We start from the raw sequence: 18,353 nt of genomic DNA, 5'->3' as shown, positions 1-18,353 counted from the left end.
CTGAACTGCGTTAGGGATTGCAATGAAAATCCTTTTGCTTTTTGCAAAAGATTGTAATGAAAAGCCCGACCACGCCAAAGCGTGGTAACGCCCAAATATTACATGTTAAGAATTTTTTCTTTTTCTTGTTTAAAAGGCTTTATTTTTGGGAGTTCGGCAATGGCTAAATTAATATATTTTAAAGCTTCGGTTTTGTTTTTTTGATGCATATGAATTTGAGCCAAACGGTAATGCGCCCAAGCCTTTGGAACACCATCTTCGGGTGAATGATTTTTTAAATACGTTTGCAAACATTGCTCGCCTTTTTGTAACTCTACATTATATTCTGCAGCGACTTTACCTATTTGATAATGTAACGCATTTCGTTGATGTTTTTCTTGAGCTTCTTCTATATTTTTAATGGCTTTTTGAGGCTCTTTTTCGGTTTCATAGAGTTTTGTTAACTTATCGAAACAGACTAGTGAACCACCTTCTTTTATAGCCATTTTATAATATTTTTCGGCTAATTCGGGCTGTTTATCATACTCATAAACATAGCCTTTTGCTAAATAACCATCTACTTTTGAGAGGTTTTCTAACTCTTGCGCAAAATGTAGCGATTTGCTTTTACTGCCTCCAAAAATTCCAGGAAGTTGCATGTAAAGCTCTACCAACGCCCATCGTGCTTCTATGTGGTTTTGGTCTAAATCGGCTGCTTTTAAAAAAGAACTTTTAATATCGCCTATTAACCCAATGGCTTTAAACTTGTTTTCTAAAGCTTTCATACCCAAAGCTCCGCCATATTTATAATGATAATTAGCGTTTTGTTGATTTGCTTCTACTAATTTCTTGTAATTTGCTATGGCTTCATCCCATTTTTTTTGGTGCCCATAAGCATCGCCTAACAACTCTATGGCTTTAAGGTTGTTTTGGTAAGTTTTTAAGTAATTAATGATAACATTTTCTGCTTTTTTAAACTGTTTGTTTTTAAAAAGACTTTCTACTTCATCCAGACTTGATTGACTGAATAAAAGCAATGGGCACAGAAATAGAAATAAAAACTTTTTCATAAGGTTTGGGTCGAAAACACAAAGTTAATCTTTCATTTATCAAATCCTAAATTTAGTAATTTGGGTTTCGCTTTAACTTAAAAAATGGCTAACTTCACTCAACCAACGAAACCATTCACTAAGTTATTGTTTTTTGGAATGGCTTTTGAAAATATTTTAGATACAAAACAACAGCAATGAAACAGATATTTTCTATACTAATGATTATACTTTTTGCCAATTTTTCTAATGCTCAAACCACTAATTACGACGATTTATGGACTAAAGTTGAGCAACTTGAAATTGAAGGTTTACCAGCTTCGGCACTCAAAATTGTTGAAGATATAGCTCAAAAAGCTACTAAGGACAATAATCATCCGCAGCTTATAAAAACCATGCTTTTTAAAAGCAAATTTGCATTGGTTTTACAGGAGGATGCTCAATTGAATATTATAAACGATTTTAAAAAGCAAATTGAACTTAGTGAATTCCCAACTAAAAATGTATTAGAAAGTATTCTTGCTAATTTATACTGGCAATATTTTAATCAAAATCGATGGAAGTTTTATAACCGAACAAAAACTTCAGAAAAAGTAGACCCTTCGACAAGCTCAGGACAGGTTGAAGATTTTAGAACTTGGGATTTGCAAACGCTTTTTAATGAAATTAATCTACATTATCAAAACTCACTACTAAATGGTTTAATGCTTCAACAAGAAGATTTAAGTGATTTTGATGCGTTACTTAACCTTCAAAAAGATTCTAAAATATACAGACCTACCTTATTCGATTTTATAAGTCATAACGCTTTAGAATTTTATAAAACTAACGAAACACACATTACAAAACCTGCTTATAAATTTGAACTGGATAATCCAGATTATTTAAGTGATGCTAAAACATTTTCTACGTTAAAAATAGAGTCAAAAGACTCAACCGCGCTTCAGTTACATGCACTTAAAATTTATCAGAATTTAATTCAATTTCACTTAAAAGATGATAAACCTTTTGCTTTAGCAGATGTTAATATTGAGCGTTTAAAATTCGTGAATCAACATGCAACTTTTAATGATAAAGAAAGACTTCTACTAAACGCCTTAAAAACAGAAAGTGAACATTTAAAAACCCATGAAATTTCTGGTTTATACGATTTTGAAATTGCTTCTGTTTACTATCAACAAAGCAATCAGTATCAACCCAAAACCAATGAGGATTTCCGCTGGAAAGCTAAAGAAGCCGTTGGCATTTGTAACGCGGTAATTAAAACATATTCTAAAAGTAAAGGTGCAGAAAAATGCAAGGTTTTAAAATCTCAAATTGAGCAACAAATACTGCAAATTACTACCGAAGATTTTCTACCTATACAAAAAAATGCTCGCTTATTAGTGCGCTACAAAAACTTAAATGCACTACAGTTTCATACTTATAAACTTTTGGAAAAAGACTATGAAAAGTTTAATAAAATTTACAGAAAAGAAGAGCAATTAGCTTTTATAAAAAAATTAAAAACTTCTGAAACTTGGGAAAGTAACTTAAAAAATGAAGGGGATTATCAAACCCATACTACCGAGGTAATTTTACCAAAACTTAACAATGGTAGGTATTTAATTGTGTCTCATTTAGATGAAGAAAATTTCGCTTTTGCTACTATACAAGTTACAAATCTAGCTTTAGTTGAAACCGAAACCCCAGAGCATAAAATCTTTCAAATCATTAACAGAAATAATGGAAATCCAATTGAAAATGCTAAAGTGGAATTAAGTTACTACGAAAACAATAATAAAAATTCACGCAAAGAAAATTTTACTACAGATGCCTTTGGCCAAATAAAAATTAAAAAAAACAAAGACCGTTACCGAAACATTACAACCAAAGTTACATATGGAAATGACACCGCATATTTTGGAGATTATTATTTAAGCCCCTACTACCAAACAGAAAAAGAAGAAGACACTAATTACAAAGCGTTTATTTTTACTGACAGAAGCATTTACCGCCCAGGACAAACCGTTTATTTTAAAGCCATTGCCATGAAAACCAATCCCGATAGCTATCGCGGAGGAAAATCCGAAGTTTTGGCAAATGAACCTGTTTATGCCACGCTTTACAATACTAATGATGACGAGATTGCAGAATTAGAGTTTACAACCAACGCATTTGGTTCTGTTGCTGGAGAGTTCATATTACCAAATAATGGCTTAAACGGACAATATTATATTGAATTTGATGGTGATGAAGAAGATTTATTTACCGAACATTATTTCTCTGTCGAAGAATACAAACGCCCAAAATTTGAAACCAAATTCACTCCAGTTACAGAAACTTTTAAGATTAACGATTCAGTTACTGTAAAAGGTAACGCTTTAGCCTATGCTGGAAGTAACATTACCGATGCAAAAGTGGTGTATCGTGTACACAGAAAAGTACAATATCCGCGTTGGTACTTTTGGTATCGTCCTTGGTTTAATAGCGAACCTCAGGAAATTACTCATGGTGCGACTACAACAAATGACAAAGGTGAATTTGAAATCACTTTTAAAGCCATTCCAGACCAAAGTATAAATAAAAGTAGTTTACCTATTTTTAATTATGAAATCACTGCAGATGTTACCGATTTAAATGGAGAAACCCGAAGTGCAACAACCATTGTAAATGTTGGATATCATGCGTTAACGGCGAATATGAGTATTGATGGAATTCTGGATAAAACTAAAAAAGACCATAAAATCAATATCACCACAGAAAACCTTAACGGTGAATTTGTTCCTGCAAAAGGCACAATTAAAATGTATAAATTAAAAGCGCCAAACTATGTTTTAAGACCTAGACCTTGGGCGGCACCAGATTATCAAGATTTATCTAAAGAAGCATTTAAAGAGTTATTTCCATATGATGCTTACTCTGATGAACACAATCCTGAAAACTGGAATAAAGGTGAACTTGTTTTAGAAAAAGATTTCAACACCGAAAAATCTAAAAACCTAGCACTAGGTAAAGTAAAAAAATGGCAATCTGGTATTTATCTCATCACTCTAGAAAGCAAAGATAAATTTGGACAATTGGTAAAAGACCAAATAAAAACAACCCTTTTTAGTGAAAATGATAAAACGCTTGCCGATAAGCAATTGTTTAACATTACTACCGATAAATCATCTTACAATATTGGTGATAATGCTGTTATAACTTTAGCTTCTGCAGCTCAAAATATAGCAATTACATTATCTATTGAAAAAGACAAAAAAGCAATCCGTAAAGACATTATACAACTCAATAACAACAAAAAAACAATTAGTATTCCAGTTACCAAAAACGACTTGGGAGGTTTTGTGGTTAACTATAGTTTTGCGGCTTTTAACAGTTTTCAATCAGGTACATTGTCTATTAATGTACCTTATCCTAAAACCAATTTAGAAATTGAAACTGTAACTTTTAGAGATAAATTACAACCAGGAACCGATGAAACATGGAGTTTTAAAATAAAAGGTCCACAAGGTGAAAAAGTAAGCGCCGAATTACTGGCAAGCATGTACGATGCATCTTTAGACCAATTTATACCACACAGCTGGAGTTTTAACCCTATAGAGCATCCTGCATATTATTCAAATAGTTACAGTAGGGCAAATAGTAGTTTTGGCACTCGAAGCTTTAGAATATATCAAGATAGATTTCGTGTAAATTATCCACAACAGCATTATGATCAACTCAATTGGTTTGGGTTTAGTTTCAATTTTAATAAATGGCGTTATGACAATTATAAAAAGTCATTAAGATTAAAGACTGAATCAAAATATGATGATTTAATAAAAAAAGGGTTTGTTTCAGGGACTGTTTTTGATTCACACGGAAATCCTTTACCTGGAGTTAATGTAATTATTAAAGGAACAACTAGAGGAACTACTACCGATTTTGACGGAAACTTTTCCATAGAAGCTGATAAAGGAGATGTTCTATCTTTTAGTTTCATAGGTTATACATCAAGTGAACACAAAGTGGACAATAATAACTCCTTAAGTCTCTCTTTAGTTGAAGATAGCTCCCAACTTGATGAAGTAGTTGTTTCTGCAATGGGAATTAAAAGGGAAAAGAGTGAAATAACATATAGTTCAAAAAGAGCAACAAACGGGACTGCGAATTTGATGCTTTATGATGTTCCTGAAGAAGAAATGGCATTAGATGAAGAGACTATTGAAACTATAAATAAAGAAAAACCAAACTTCGACAACATTCAAATCCGTAAAAACCTCCAAGAAACTTCATTTTTCTTTCCGCAGTTACAAACAGATGCAACAGGCAATGTTAGTTTTAGCTTTACAACACCAGAAGCTTTAACACAATGGAAATTACAGTTATTAGCACATACAAAAACTTTAGAAAGTGCAACCAAAACACTAACAACAGTTACCCAAAAAGAATTAATGGTAATACCAAACACACCGCGTTTTTTTCGCCATGGAGATAACATTACAATAAGTACAAAAATTGCAAACCTAACAGAAAAGCAATTATCGGGAAATGCGTACTTAATCTTAACCGATGCTATTACAGGAGAAGAAATCACCAACAAACTTGTCAGGTTGAGCGCAGTCGAAACCTTCTTAGTTGAACCAAAAAACAACACCCAAGTCTCTTGGAATTTAAGCATTCCTGAAGATGTAGATGCAGTTCAGTATAAAATTATTGCTAAATCAGAAGATTTTAGCGATGGTGAACAAAATGCATTACCAGTTTTAAGCAACCGTATGTTAGTTACCGAAACCTTACCGATGTGGATTAAAAGTAACGAAATCAGAACATTTACTCTGGACAAGCTTAAAACCAATACCTCAACAACACTTAAACATCATAAATTAACGCTGGAAATAACCAGTAATCCTGCTTGGTATGCGGTTCAAGCATTACCTTATTTAATGGAATTCCCTTATGAGTGTAATGAGCAAACATTTAGTCGCTACTATGCTAATGCTTTGGCGAGTCATATTGCTAATTCTAACCCAAGAATTCAAGAGGTTTTTAATCAATGGAAGTCTCAAGATGTGCTCATTTCTAACTTAGAAAAAAATGAAGAATTAAAATCCATTCTTATTCAAGAAACACCTTGGTTACGTGATGCACAAAGTGAAACCGAGCAGAAAAAACGTATAGCTTTATTATTCGATTTGAATAAAATGAATAATGAACTAGAGTCGGCTTTCAAAAAATTAGAGAACAACCAAATGGAATCAGGAGCTTGGTCTTGGTTTAATGGCGGACGAGAAAATCGTTACATCACTCAACATATTATTACTGGTTTTGGACATCTTTCTATACTTGGTGTCACGTCGAGCGCAGTCGAGACGTCTCAAATGATAGAAAAAGCTATCAAATATTTAGATTCTCAATTTATAAAAGAATACAAAGACATAAGAAAATATGATGCTAAAGTAGACTTAAACAAAGACCATTTAAGCTACACACAATTGCATTATTTATACATGCGAAGCTTCTTTCCAGAGATTGAAAAATCTAAAGAAGTTCAAGATGTTATTACATATTACCAGACTCAAATTCAGAAATATTGGTTAAGTCGTTCGTTATACGCAAAAGGTTTAATGGCTTTAGTTTCTCATAGAAATAAGGATTCTAAAACTGCTTCAAAAATTTTGAAATCGTTAAAAGAAACAAGCATAACTTCAGAAGAACTAGGCATGTATTGGAAAGAAAATACTAATTCGTGGTTCTGGTATCAAGCACCAATTGAAACCCAAGCATTATTAATCGAAGCTTTTTCTGAAATTGAAAATGACACCAAAACTATCGACAATCTAAAAATTTGGTTATTAAAAAATAAACAAACAAATCGTTGGAAAACTACAAAAGCTACAACTGAAGCTGTTTACGCTTTATTACTACAAGGAAGTGATTGGTTGAGTGTAACAGATATGGTTGATGTACTTTTAGGCGGACAACAAATTGAACCAAGCAAACTAGAAAATGTAAAAGTTGAAGCTGGAACAGGTTATTATAAAACCTCATGGAATCCTTCAGAAATTAAACCAGAAATGGCAGAAGTAAAACTCACAAAAAAAGGTGATGGTATTGCATGGGGAAGTTTATACTGGCAGTATTTTGAAGATTTAGATAAAATTTATGCTCATGAAAATGGGCATCTCAAAAAAACGTCCTTGTACCTTGAAAAGAAGTTATTCTTAAAAACCAATACCGATACAGGTGAAGAAATCAGTGAAATCACTAACTCAACCAAGTTAAAAGTTGGCGATTTAGTAAGAGTTAGAATAGAATTGCGAAGTGATAGAAATATGGAATTCCTACACATGAAAGACATGAGAGCTTCTGGTTTGGAACCCGTAAATGTGTTATCGCAATACAAATGGCAAGACGGTTTAGGCTATTATGAAAGCACAAAAGACGCCAGTACAAATTTCTTTTTTGATTATTTACCAAAAGGAGTTTACGTTTTTGAATACGATTTACGAGTTAACAATGCAGGTAATATGAGTAATGGTATTACTACCATTCAAAGCATGTATGCTCCAGAATTTAGTAGCCATAGCGAAGGTGTTAGAATTAATGTAGAATAGTTTTAAGATTATGGTAGCTTTTTAATTCTTAACTTTGCAAACCTTAAAACCCCATTTTTACTAACAGTTAATGTTTTGAAAAACAGTGTTAAACATAAAAAATTAAATTTTCTTATAACTGTATTAACTTTCGTGTTATTATTGATGTCATGCGGCGTTAATAAAAATTCAAGCATTTCCGAAGCTTCCATTGAAAGTACACCAAAGATCATTTTTTTAAACTACAGCATTAAAAAAACACCTAACAATTCTAGAAATATTGAATTTTTAAGTAAAAAAGTTTCTGATGGTAAACTAAAAGAAATCAATACAGAAAAAAATGGGGATTTAGGAGATTTAGTTTGTGCACAATTAGATAAAAAATCGAATATTCTTCAGCATTTTGTAGTAAAAAATCCTTTAAAAAAACATATTGAATATATTGATGATTCAAAATCCTTTCAACGAAAACAAATAGATTTAGAGAATACACAATTCACTATAAGGCTACAATTATTATCTGCAACAAAATATATTAGTATTAGTAATTTTGATGCTGAAAACAACAACCTAAACCCATTAATACAAACAAAAGTTAATTAATGAAGTATTTGCTTTTTTACATATTACTATTAATTAACGTAACCCAGATTTACGCTCAAGTTTTTGATGTAGAAACCATTAAAACTTCTGGTGATAATGATAAAAGAATAAACCTTGTTATTTTAAGCGAAGGGTATCAAAGTACCGAATTTACTAAGTTTGAAACGGATGCCACAAATTTCGTGAATGACATGTTTTCGCAATCACCTTTTTCTGAATATTCTGATTATTTTAATGTTCATATTATAAAAGTCCCTTCAAATGAAAGTGGAGCAGATCACCCTGGAAACGCTATAGATGTTAGTGAGCCTGCATCTCCAATAGGCTTTGTTGACACTTATTTTAATGCCTCTTTTGATGCTTTTGGCTATCATAGATTACTTTATTATGAAATAGATGAAAACGCTGTAAACAATACACAAGCAAAGATATATTCAGTCTTAGCTGATAATTTCCCCAATTACGATCAAGCTTTAATTTTAGTAAATTCAAATGAATATGGAGGAAGTGGTGGTGAATTTCCAATGGCATCAACTGGTTTAAGTGCTAACGAAATAGCCATACACGAATTAGGGCATTCTTTATTCGATTTAAAAGACGAATATATCGTACCGGATGCATATTATGCCGAAGCTATTAACATGACTCAAGAAACCAATGCCACTTCAGTAAAATGGAAAAACTGGATGGGTATAAATAGTATTGGTATCTTTCCCTACGGAACTACTGGAACCTCTGCTACTTGGAACAGACCACATCAAAATTGTAAAATGAGGTATCTAGGTGTGTCATTTTGTTCAGTCTGTAAAGAAGGCATGATTGAAAAAATACACGATTTAATTTCTCCTGTAGATTCTTATTCTCCAGTTTCAAACACGGTTGATAATCCGACGTTTCCAATTGATTTTCAACTTACTTTAATCAAACCTATACCAAACACCTTAGAAAGTGTCTGGACACTCAACGCCTCTAACTTTGCAAATGATGTAGATGATATTTCTATTATTGAAACCGATTTAGTTGAAGGCTCAAATAATTTAACGGCTATTGTTACCGATAACACCAACAATTTAAAAGTTGACAACCACGAAACTATACACCTTTATACCGTTACTTGGACTATAAATCATTCATCTTTGGGTATAGAAGATATAAATAGTATTACCAACAATTTAAGTATAACCATGTTTCCTAACCCAACAACTGATGTTGTTAATTTTAAGTTTGAAAACAACAATAATTTCGACTTAAAAGTTGAACTAGTTAGTATTGACGGTAAAAAAATTACCTCATTAATAATTACTAATTACGAAACTCAAGAATTAGATATTAGCAATTTAAGCCAAGGTATTTATTTAACGAATTTCTATACAAACAATGTATTAATTGCAAGCAAACGATTAGTAAAAAACTAATTATTTGCTCGGTGGCATCGATGGTCTGACTTCAATTTTACTTGGTAAAGTTCGTGGATTCATTTTAAGCAAATCAACCACTAGCTCACCAATATCCTCACTTTGAATTTTCCAAACATCATTATCATTTGGAATATGCCCATTAAAATATGTTGCAACAGACCCTGGCATAATTGTGCTAACCTTAATACCTGCTTGTCTTAAATCGAGCATTACAGATTGGGTGAACCCTGTTAAACCAAACTTACTTGCGTTATAAGCAGACCCTTTTGCAAAAAAATTGGTGCCTGCCAAACTGGAAATGGTTATGTAATAGCCTTTGGCTTTCTTTAAAGCATCTACACTTGCTTTTATGGAATAAAAAGCACCGGTTAAATTCGTATCGATAGTTTCTTGCCATTGCTCTATGGTTAAATCTTCAATACTTGCAAAATGTCCAATACCAGCATTTGCAATAACAATATCTAATTGATTAAAGTGATTTAAAACCGTTTTAACAGCATTATGTTGACTTTTATAATCTCTAACATCTGCTTCTATTCCAATAGCTTTTGCTCTAGTAGTAACATTAGAGTTTAATGAATTTGCTGCCTCATTTGCTGATGCTTCGCTCCTGCTTGTAATAGCTACATTAATGCCTTCTGCTAATAATGCTTCTGCAATTCCGTAACCTATTCCTTTTGAGCCTCCTGTTATTAAGGCTACTTTTTCTGTTAATGATTTCAAAATATATTTTTATTTTATGGTAATCGTTTAGTTAAAAAGGCCAATTGCCCCATATGATTTGCTTGATGTTCCATAACATGAAACCAAGCCCAATGATTAGTCATTTGTTCATTTTTTTTGGAAAACCAATCATCATCTTTTGTTTTTAAAAGCTCTTTAGTTTTTGCTCTAACCTCATCAAAAATATCCAAGTAATACTTAATAGGTTTACCTTTAAGTTCTTCTCTACCAACATCTCCTAAGCTTAAAGGTATCATCCATTTTTCTTTTTCAGCTTCATTAAATTGTCTATTCTCAAAAGTATAAATTTGATAATACTTTTCGGTTGCAGCTAAATGGTAAATTATAGCACCTATTCTATTAGCATTTTCATCAATTAAAAAATCTGTCTCTTCTTGATTAAGGTTTACCACAAGTCTTTCTACACGAGATTTTAAATTATCAAGCATAGAAATCATATTTCCAATATCGTGAGTATAACCTTCTGGGGCTTTTACTTCGAGTTGAGCATTAATGTTAAAACTAATTAAAGTTAGGATAAGAATAAAGAGTATACGTTTCATAGTGATGATTGTTTAATTACCACTAATATACACAAGCTTACTGAGCTTGTAAAACGATTAACACAGACTTAACGCTAATTGATGAAAAATTAAGATTTAGGCGGATATTTAAGGAGTACTTTTTCAGCAATTGCATTTAATCGTTCTTCTCTTTTTTCGGGAGTTGCATTAGGATTAAATGAGCTTTCGCTCACTGCCTGCCAAAAGAGTTGATTTTTGTTTTCATCAACAAAATCGAAAGTGATTTGACGGTTTACATTGTTTTGACCAATAGGCAATCCAATAGAAACTCCTCCACCAACATTACGTCCACTACCACCTAGTCCAACACCCACCGTTTGTCTTGGTGAACCTTGATATTCTACAGTTTTTATATCAATAAAAAAATCTGGCGTATCTGACAAACTCAATCCTTTTGCTGTTAATTTAGCATCCAAAGCATCTAATAAACGTTTAGTGTCTAATTCACTTAAACCCGTTTCCATATTGGAATAATAGTTATAGGTTTTGTATTTAGAAAAATCTGTACTCCTTTCATAATCATAGTTTACATAAATTGGAGCACAAGAAACTATTAACAGCATTAAGAAGATAATTTTAAGAAATCGCATAACTTTAATTTTTATATAAAGTTAATCAAAAATTATTCCAATAGTTTAGGATTCTTATTGAACTGTATTTAGCTTGAAAATATTTTTTAATCATTCAACATTTTCCAGAGCTTATCTTTTAACTCTGTTATACCCTGTTGAGCAACTGATGAAATAAATAAGTAAGGAATCGGCAATTCATTATCTAACTCTTCTTTAAGTTCTGCTTTTAACTCATCGTCTAGCATATCGCATTTTGATATTGCAATTATACGCTCTTTATCCAGCATTTCTGGGTTATATCGACGTAGTTCATCTAACAAAATATCGTATTGCTTTTTAATATCTTCTGCATCAGCAGGAATTAAAAATAATAGAATGGAGTTACGTTCAATATGACGCAAAAAGTAATGACCTAATCCTTTTCCTTCGGCAGCTCCTTCAATAATACCAGGTATATCTGCCATTACAAACGTTTGGAAATCGCGATACTTTACAATTCCTAAATTAGGTTTTAGAGTAGTAAACTCATAGTCAGCAATTTTTGGTTTTGCTGCTGTTAAAACAGATAACAATGTAGATTTTCCAGCATTAGGAAAACCAACTAAACCAACATCTGCAAGTACTTTAAGCTCCATGGTTACATACTTTTCTTCCATGGGTAAACCGGGTTGTGCATAACGCGGTGTTTGATTAGTAGAACTTTTAAAGTGCCAATTACCTAAACCGCCTTTACCACCCAATGCAAGTATTTTTTCTTCACCTTCTTCGGTAATTTCAAAAAGTATATTATTAGTTTCGGTGTCACGAATTACGGTTCCTAAAGGCACATCTATATAAACATCTTCGCCATCAGACCCAAAACTTCTACCACTACTTCCATGCTCGCCATGTCCTGCTCTAATGTGTTTTTTAAATTTTAAATGAAGAAGTGTCCAAAGGTTAGATTTACCTCGAACTATAACATGACCTCCTCTACCACCATCACCTCCATCTGGACCACCTTTGGCTATATATTTTTCACGATGTAAGTGCGCAGAACCTTTTCCTCCGTTACCAGAACTTACATACATTTTTACGTAGTCTACAAAATTTCCTTCAGTCATTTTCTATGTTTATTTGTTTTTGTGGAGTTGTTTAGTTAAGTCTAGAAAATCTAAACAACTAAACGAATAAACGCTTCTCAACTACAGTTTATCAATTACTTCGCTTAAACGTACAGTAATATCTTTAATACTTCCAACACCATCTACTCCAAAATATTTACCTTGTGCAGAGTAGTAATCTTTTAAGATAGCCGTTTTTTCGTAGTACTCTTTAATTCTGTTGCGTATTATAGACTCATCTGCATCATCTGCTCTCCCACTAGTTTTGCCTCTTTCAAGCAAACGTTGTACTAGAATTTCATCATCAACTTCTAGAGCAATCATCGCATTTATTTGTGAATCTTTGCTATCCATTAGTTTATCTAAAGCATCAGCTTGTGCATTAGTACGTGGAAAGCCATCAAAAATAAATCCGTTAGCATCAGCATTTTTTTCTACCTCTGCATTTAACATATCAATAGTAACTTGGTCTGGAACAAGTTCGCCTTTATCCATAAAAGATTTAGCTAACATCCCTAAAGCGGTTTCATTTTTAATGTTGTATCTAAAAACATCGCCAGTAGAAATATGTACTAATTTATATTTTTCTTTTAAAAAGTTTGCTTGTGTTCCTTTTCCTGCTCCTGGAGGTCCAAATAGTACTAAGTTTGTCATGTGTTGTGTTTCTTTTATTTGATATACTTCTGGTAAATTTCTTCCTAAACCATCGTAGTCTAAGCCGTAACCCACTATGAATTTGTTAGGAATCTCAATACCTACGTAATGTAATTTAAAGTCTTTTTTATAAGCTTCTGGTTTGTAAAAAAGAGTTGCTATTTTTAAGGATTTAACCTTTTCGTTTTTAAAAATTCTATGTACTTCATTCAAGGTGTTCCCTGTATCAATAATGTCTTCCAGAATAATTACTGTACGCCCAGTTAAATCTTGGGTTAAACCAATTAAACGTTGAATATCTTCTGTCGATTTTACACCTTCATAAGATGCCAGTTTAATAAAAGTAACTTCGCATGGTTTAGGATACTTTTTTACAAAATCACTAACCACCATAAATGAGCCATTTAAAATGCCTACAAAAACTGGAATTTCGTCACCAACATCTTCAGCAATTTCAAGTGCTAAACGTTGCATAACCGCATCCAGTTCTTTAGCAGAAATAAATGGTTTAAAATATTTATCATGTAGCTTTATCACGAGTACAGATTTTTAAAGTTGCAAAGATAATCAATAGATTACCGAATAACGATTTTTTGATTTACGATTTGGGAACTAATTTAAGATTTAAATGTATTTTTGCGTAACCCTTAGTCAATTTAATATAAAAGTTATTAAATGAATTATTTCTCTTCAAATTTCAAACTAGGTATTCTAGGTGGTGGTCAACTTGGTAAAATGCTACTTTATAATACCAGAAAACTTGATATTTACACCTGTGTTTTAGAAGCAAATGATGATGCTCCTTGTAAAATTGCTTGCAATGAATTTCATCTTGGAAACCTAATGAATTATGATGATGTATACAATTTTGGGAAGCAAGTTGATGTTTTAACTATTGAAATAGAAAACGTAAATATTGATGCTTTAGAAGATTTAGAAAAAGAAGGCATAAAAGTCTACCCTTCATCAAAAACACTAAAAGTTATTCAAAATAAAGCTAAACAAAAACTGTTTTACGTTGATAAAGACATTCCAACAGCTCCTTTTTCTCGTTTTGCATATACATCAGAAATAAAAGAAGCTATAAACCATGGTGGCTTAAGTTTTCCTTTTGTTTGGAAATGTGCCCAATTTGGATATGATGGTACAGGTGTAAAAATTGTAAAAACAATTCAAGATTTAGATGGATTACCTAATGTTGAGTGTATTGCAGAAAACTTGGTGCCTTTTAAAAACGAATTAGCGGTAATAGTTGCTCGTAATGCATCTGGTGAAACTAAAACCTACCCTGTTGTAGAAATGGAATTCCACCCAGAAGCTAACCAAGTAGAATATGTTATTTGTCCAGCTAGAATTGATGAAAAAGTTGCTAAAAAAGCAGAAGATGTTGCTTTAAAAGTTTCAAAAGCATTTAATCATATAGGCTTATTAGCCGTTGAAATGTTTCAAACTAAAGACGATAATATTTTAGTGAACGAAGTGGCTCCAAGACCACACAATTCAGGGCATCAAACTATAGAAGCTAGTTACACTTCTCAATTCGAACAACACATTAGAGCAATATTAGATTTACCACTTGGAAGAACCGATAGTAAAGTTGGTGGTGTTATGGTAAATTTAGTTGGTGCTGAAGGTTATACCGGAGATGTGGTTTATCAAAATATTGAAAACATCATGAAAATGGATGGTGTTACACCTCATGTTTACGGAAAAAAACAAACACGACCATTCAGAAAAATGGGTCATGTTACCATTGTAAACGAAAATTTAAATGAAGCTAGAAGAATAGCTGAAGACGTTAAGAAAACAATTAAAGTAATAAGCAAATAATTATGAGCAAAGTAGGAGTTATTATGGGTAGCAAAAGCGATCTACCAGTTATGCAAGACGCGGTAGAAATGTTAAAAGGGTTTGACATAGAGGTTGAAGTTGATATTGTTTCTGCGCACCGTACACCAGAAAAGCTATTCGATTACGGTAAAAATGCTCATACTAGAGGCTTTTCGGTAATTATTGCTGGAGCAGGAGGTGCTGCTCATTTACCTGGAATGATTGCTTCTTTATCACCTTTACCAGTAATTGGTGTTCCTGTAAAAAGCAGCAACTCTATTGATGGTTGGGATTCTGTTTTATCTATTTTACAAATGCCTGGAGGCGTTCCTGTAGCAACAGTAGCCTTAAACGGAGCCAAAAATGCTGGTATACTTGCCGCTCAAATTATAGGAACTAGTGATAAATGTGTTCTAGACAAAATTATAGCCTATAAAGAAGGCTTAAAAATAAAGGTAAACGAATCTGCTAAAGATTTAAAATGAAAAAAGCCCCGATATTACTCAGGGCTTTTCAGCTATTAACAAATAATTCTCATGAGTTAGTCACTCTGCAAATTGTTGTTGGCAAACATATAAAAAATTTTATTATGCATACATAATAAGATTCAGTTTTAACATATTTCTTTTAAAAATGACAAAAAATATATTAAATAATTCGTTTAATACTAAATATAACACTGCTCCTTTTTCAAAAATTAAAGATGAACATTATTTACCAGCCTTTAAAAAAGCCATAAAGGACGCTAAAACAGAGATTGATAATATTGTAAATAATAATGAAGCTGCTACATTTAAAAATACTATTGAAGCTTTAGATTTTTCTGGTGAGCAATTAGATAGAATTTCAAGCATATTTTTTAATTTAAATTCTGCTGAAACCAACAAGACTATTCAAAAAATAGCTCAAGAAGTTTCGCCTTTGCTAGCTGAATTTAGTAATGACATTACCTTAAATGAGGAATTATTTAAACGTGTTAAAACTGTTTACGATGCCAAAAACACTTTAAATTTAACTACAGAACAAGAAACGCTTCTTGATAAAAAATATAAAAGCTTTTCTAGAAACGGTGCTAATTTACCTGAAGACAAGAAGCAAAAACTTCGTGAAATAGACAAAAAGTTAAGTCAGTTAAAATTAAAATTCGGTGAGAATGTTTTAGCTGAAACCAACAAATTTGAAATGCTAATTAACGATGAAGCTGATTTGGCTGGTCTTCCAGATGGCGCTAAAGAAGCCGCAAAACAATTAGCAGAATCAAAAGATAAAGAAGGATGGCTATTCACGTTAGATTATCCTAGCTATATTCCGTTTATGACTTATGCTGATAATCGTGAATTACGCAAAAAACTATCGCTTGCCGCTGGTTCAAAATCTTTTAAAGGCGATAAGCTTGACAACCAAAATAATGTTCTAGACATTGTAAAGTTAAGACATGAACGCGCCACACTTTTAGGTTACAAAACCCATGCACACTTTGTTCTTGAAGAGCGTATGGCAGAAACTCCAGAGAAAGTTCAGTCTTTTTTAAATGAACTTTTAGAAAAAGCTAAACCTGCTGCCGAAAGAGAATTTAAAAATCTTGAAAACTTCGCAAAAGATTTAGATAAAATTGACCATCTTGAAAAATGGGATGGTGCTTATTATTCTGAAAAACTAAAACAAAAACTATTTGACTTAGATGACGAAAAGTTAAAACCCTATTTCAAACTAGAAAATGTTATTAATGGTGTTTTTAAAGTTGCCAAAAAGTTGTTCGATTTAAATTTTGAGGAAATTAACACAATAGACAAATACCATGAGGATGTTTTAACCTATAAAGTTACAGACAGCAAGGGTGATTTAGTGTCTATTTTTTATGCCGATTTTTTTCCAAGACCAGGAAAACGTAACGGCGCGTGGATGACGAGTTACAAACCGCAATACATTAAAGACGAAAAAAATAGCAGACCTCACATTTCAATAGTTTGCAATTTTACAAAACCAACAAAAACAAAGCCATCACTTTTAACTTTTAACGAAGTAACTACTTTGTTTCATGAGTTTGGTCATGCATTACATGGCATGCTTGCAAATACTACTTACCCAAGTTTATCGGGCACCAGTGTGTATTGGGATTTTGTAGAATTACCAAGTCAGGTTTTAGAAAACTGGTGTTACGAAAAAGAAGCATTAGAGTTGTTTGCAACACATTATGAAACCGGTGAAGTTATACCGATGGATTTAGTAAATAAAATAAAAGAATCTTCTACGTTTCATGAAGGCATGCAAACATTGCGTCAGTTAAGTTTTGGTTTGCTAGATATGAGTTGGCATGCAGGCGACTCACCATATACCATAAAAAGCGTAAAAGCGCATGAAGAAAAAGCATTTGAAGGCACCAAACTCTACCCTGATGTTGCAGAAAATTGTATGAGCACTTCTTTTTCTCATATTTTCCAGGGTGGTTATTCGTCTGGCTATTATAGTTACAAATGGGCAGAGGTTTTAGATGCTGATGCTTTTGAATATTTTAAAGAAAAAGGTGTTTTTAATAAAACTGTTGCCAATAAGTTTAAAGAAAACGTGCTAAGCAAGGGAGGAACAGAAAAACCAATGATACTTTACAAACGCTTTAGAGGTCATGAGCCAAATTCTGAAGCTTTGTTAAAACGTGCTGGATTAATTAAGAAATAAATATCCAATTTTTTACCTTATTTTTGATATTCAAAAAAGTATATCAATAATGCCCAATCATAAAATAAATCCGAATAAGTGGATAGATTTATATTCCGACTACTTATTCAACTATACCGTTTCTCGTGTTAGTGACAGAGAGATGGCGCAAGATTTGGTACAAGACACTTTTTTGGCTGGTTTAAAATCTATGAAAAACTTTAAAGGAGAAGCTAGCGAGCGCACATGGCTTATCTCTATTTTAAAGCGAAAAATTATTGATTATTACCGTAAAATAAATTCTAATAAAGGAAAAGCCGAAGTGCGTATAACCTACAATGGCGATTCTGAAACTGAAGGTGATTGGCTTGAAGAACGTGTTGCAGATTCTTTTGATAAAACTGCTGAAGACAGTATGCAAAATGAAGAGCTTGGTGATGCTATACACAAATGCTTAAGCAAATTACCAAAGAAACAAGCTGAGGTTTTTAAAATGAAAACCATTCAAGGTTTTGAAACCGAAGTAATTTGTAATGAATTGAATATTACAGCGTCTAACCTTTGGGTAATCATTCATAGGGCACGAACCGCTATGGCTGATTGTTTAAAAGAAAATTGGTTTTAAT

13 protein-coding genes are annotated in these 18,353 nt (G+C 32.4%); 7 read left to right on the top strand and 6 right to left on the bottom strand.

Translation table 11 applies throughout. The annotated features are described in order from the left end of the window. Positions 1-98 precede the first annotated feature (98 nt). Positions 99-1,049, bottom strand: a complete 951-nt coding sequence (locus MBM09_RS04250; RefSeq protein ID WP_238675616.1) for a lipopolysaccharide assembly protein LapB — start codon at positions 1,047-1,049, stop codon at positions 99-101. 176 nt (positions 1,050-1,225) lie between these two features. Between MBM09_RS04250 and MBM09_RS04245 the strand changes: the two genes are divergently transcribed. The 3 genes from MBM09_RS04245 to MBM09_RS04235 all read left to right on the top strand — a co-directional run bounded on the left by MBM09_RS04245 (position 1,226) and on the right by MBM09_RS04235 (position 9,603). Beyond that, the gene (locus MBM09_RS04245) at positions 1,226-7,606 is read left to right on the top strand and encodes an alpha-2-macroglobulin (protein WP_238675615.1); all 6,381 of its coding nucleotides are present in this window, start codon (positions 1,226-1,228) and stop codon (positions 7,604-7,606) included. 75 nt (positions 7,607-7,681) lie between these two features. Then, entirely contained in the window at positions 7,682-8,188 is a 507-nt protein-coding gene (locus MBM09_RS04240; protein ID WP_238675614.1) for a hypothetical protein, read from the top strand. Beyond that, a complete protein-coding gene (locus tag MBM09_RS04235) occupies positions 8,188-9,603 on the top strand; it encodes a M64 family metallopeptidase (RefSeq protein WP_238675613.1) in 1,416 nt (471 codons plus the stop codon). The genes MBM09_RS04240 and MBM09_RS04235 overlap by 1 nt, the downstream gene beginning before the upstream one ends. On the opposite strand, the gene MBM09_RS04230 is transcribed toward MBM09_RS04235, so the two are convergent. The 5 genes from MBM09_RS04230 to MBM09_RS04210 form a co-directional block, all read right to left on the bottom strand. Beyond that, a complete protein-coding gene (locus MBM09_RS04230; RefSeq protein WP_238675612.1) occupies positions 9,604-10,329 on the bottom strand; it encodes an SDR family oxidoreductase in 726 nt (241 codons plus the stop codon). It lies immediately after the preceding gene. Between the two features lie 14 nt (positions 10,330-10,343). Further along, a complete protein-coding gene (locus MBM09_RS04225; RefSeq protein WP_238675611.1) occupies positions 10,344-10,892 on the bottom strand; it encodes a DinB family protein in 549 nt (182 codons plus the stop codon). An 89-nt stretch (positions 10,893-10,981) separates the two neighbouring features. Then, complete coding sequence (locus tag MBM09_RS04220) at positions 10,982-11,503, bottom strand: DUF4136 domain-containing protein (protein ID WP_238675610.1); 522 nt, start codon at positions 11,501-11,503, stop codon at positions 10,982-10,984. 86 nt (positions 11,504-11,589) lie between these two features. Then, positions 11,590-12,588 carry a GTPase ObgE gene (gene obgE / locus MBM09_RS04215; protein WP_238675609.1) on the bottom strand — a complete coding sequence of 333 codons (999 nt, stop codon included), beginning with the start codon at positions 12,586-12,588 and terminating at the stop codon, positions 11,590-11,592. A gap of 81 nt (positions 12,589-12,669) precedes the next feature. Beyond that, positions 12,670-13,779 carry an adenylate kinase gene (locus tag MBM09_RS04210; protein WP_238675608.1) on the bottom strand — a complete coding sequence of 370 codons (1,110 nt, stop codon included), beginning with the start codon at positions 13,777-13,779 and terminating at the stop codon, positions 12,670-12,672. Positions 13,780-13,917: 138 nt separating this feature from the next. Here MBM09_RS04210 and MBM09_RS04205 point away from each other — a divergent pair, with 138 nt between their 5' ends. From MBM09_RS04205 to MBM09_RS04190, 4 genes are all read left to right on the top strand, one after another. Further along, the gene (locus tag MBM09_RS04205) at positions 13,918-15,072 is read left to right on the top strand and encodes a 5-(carboxyamino)imidazole ribonucleotide synthase (protein WP_238675607.1); all 1,155 of its coding nucleotides are present in this window, start codon (positions 13,918-13,920) and stop codon (positions 15,070-15,072) included. Positions 15,073-15,074: 2 nt separating this feature from the next. Next, positions 15,075-15,557: a 5-(carboxyamino)imidazole ribonucleotide mutase gene (purE, locus tag MBM09_RS04200; protein ID WP_238675606.1), complete on the top strand. Its 483-nt coding sequence runs from the start codon at positions 15,075-15,077 to the stop codon at positions 15,555-15,557. A 148-nt stretch (positions 15,558-15,705) separates the two neighbouring features. After that, positions 15,706-17,748 (top strand): M3 family metallopeptidase, encoded by a 2,043-nt coding sequence (locus MBM09_RS04195; protein ID WP_238675605.1) that lies wholly within the window; start codon positions 15,706-15,708, stop codon positions 17,746-17,748. 49 nt (positions 17,749-17,797) lie between these two features. Continuing rightward, a complete protein-coding gene (locus MBM09_RS04190) occupies positions 17,798-18,352 on the top strand; it encodes a sigma-70 family RNA polymerase sigma factor (RefSeq protein ID WP_238675604.1) in 555 nt (184 codons plus the stop codon). Position 18,353 lies beyond the last annotated feature (1 nt).

It is taken from the genome of Flaviramulus sp. BrNp1-15, from assembly GCF_022259695.1.
GTDB lineage: Bacteria > Bacteroidota > Bacteroidia > Flavobacteriales > Flavobacteriaceae > BrNp1-15.
Note: the sequence above shows the minus strand (reverse complement) of the source record. Positions and strands in the feature narration are given on the sequence as shown.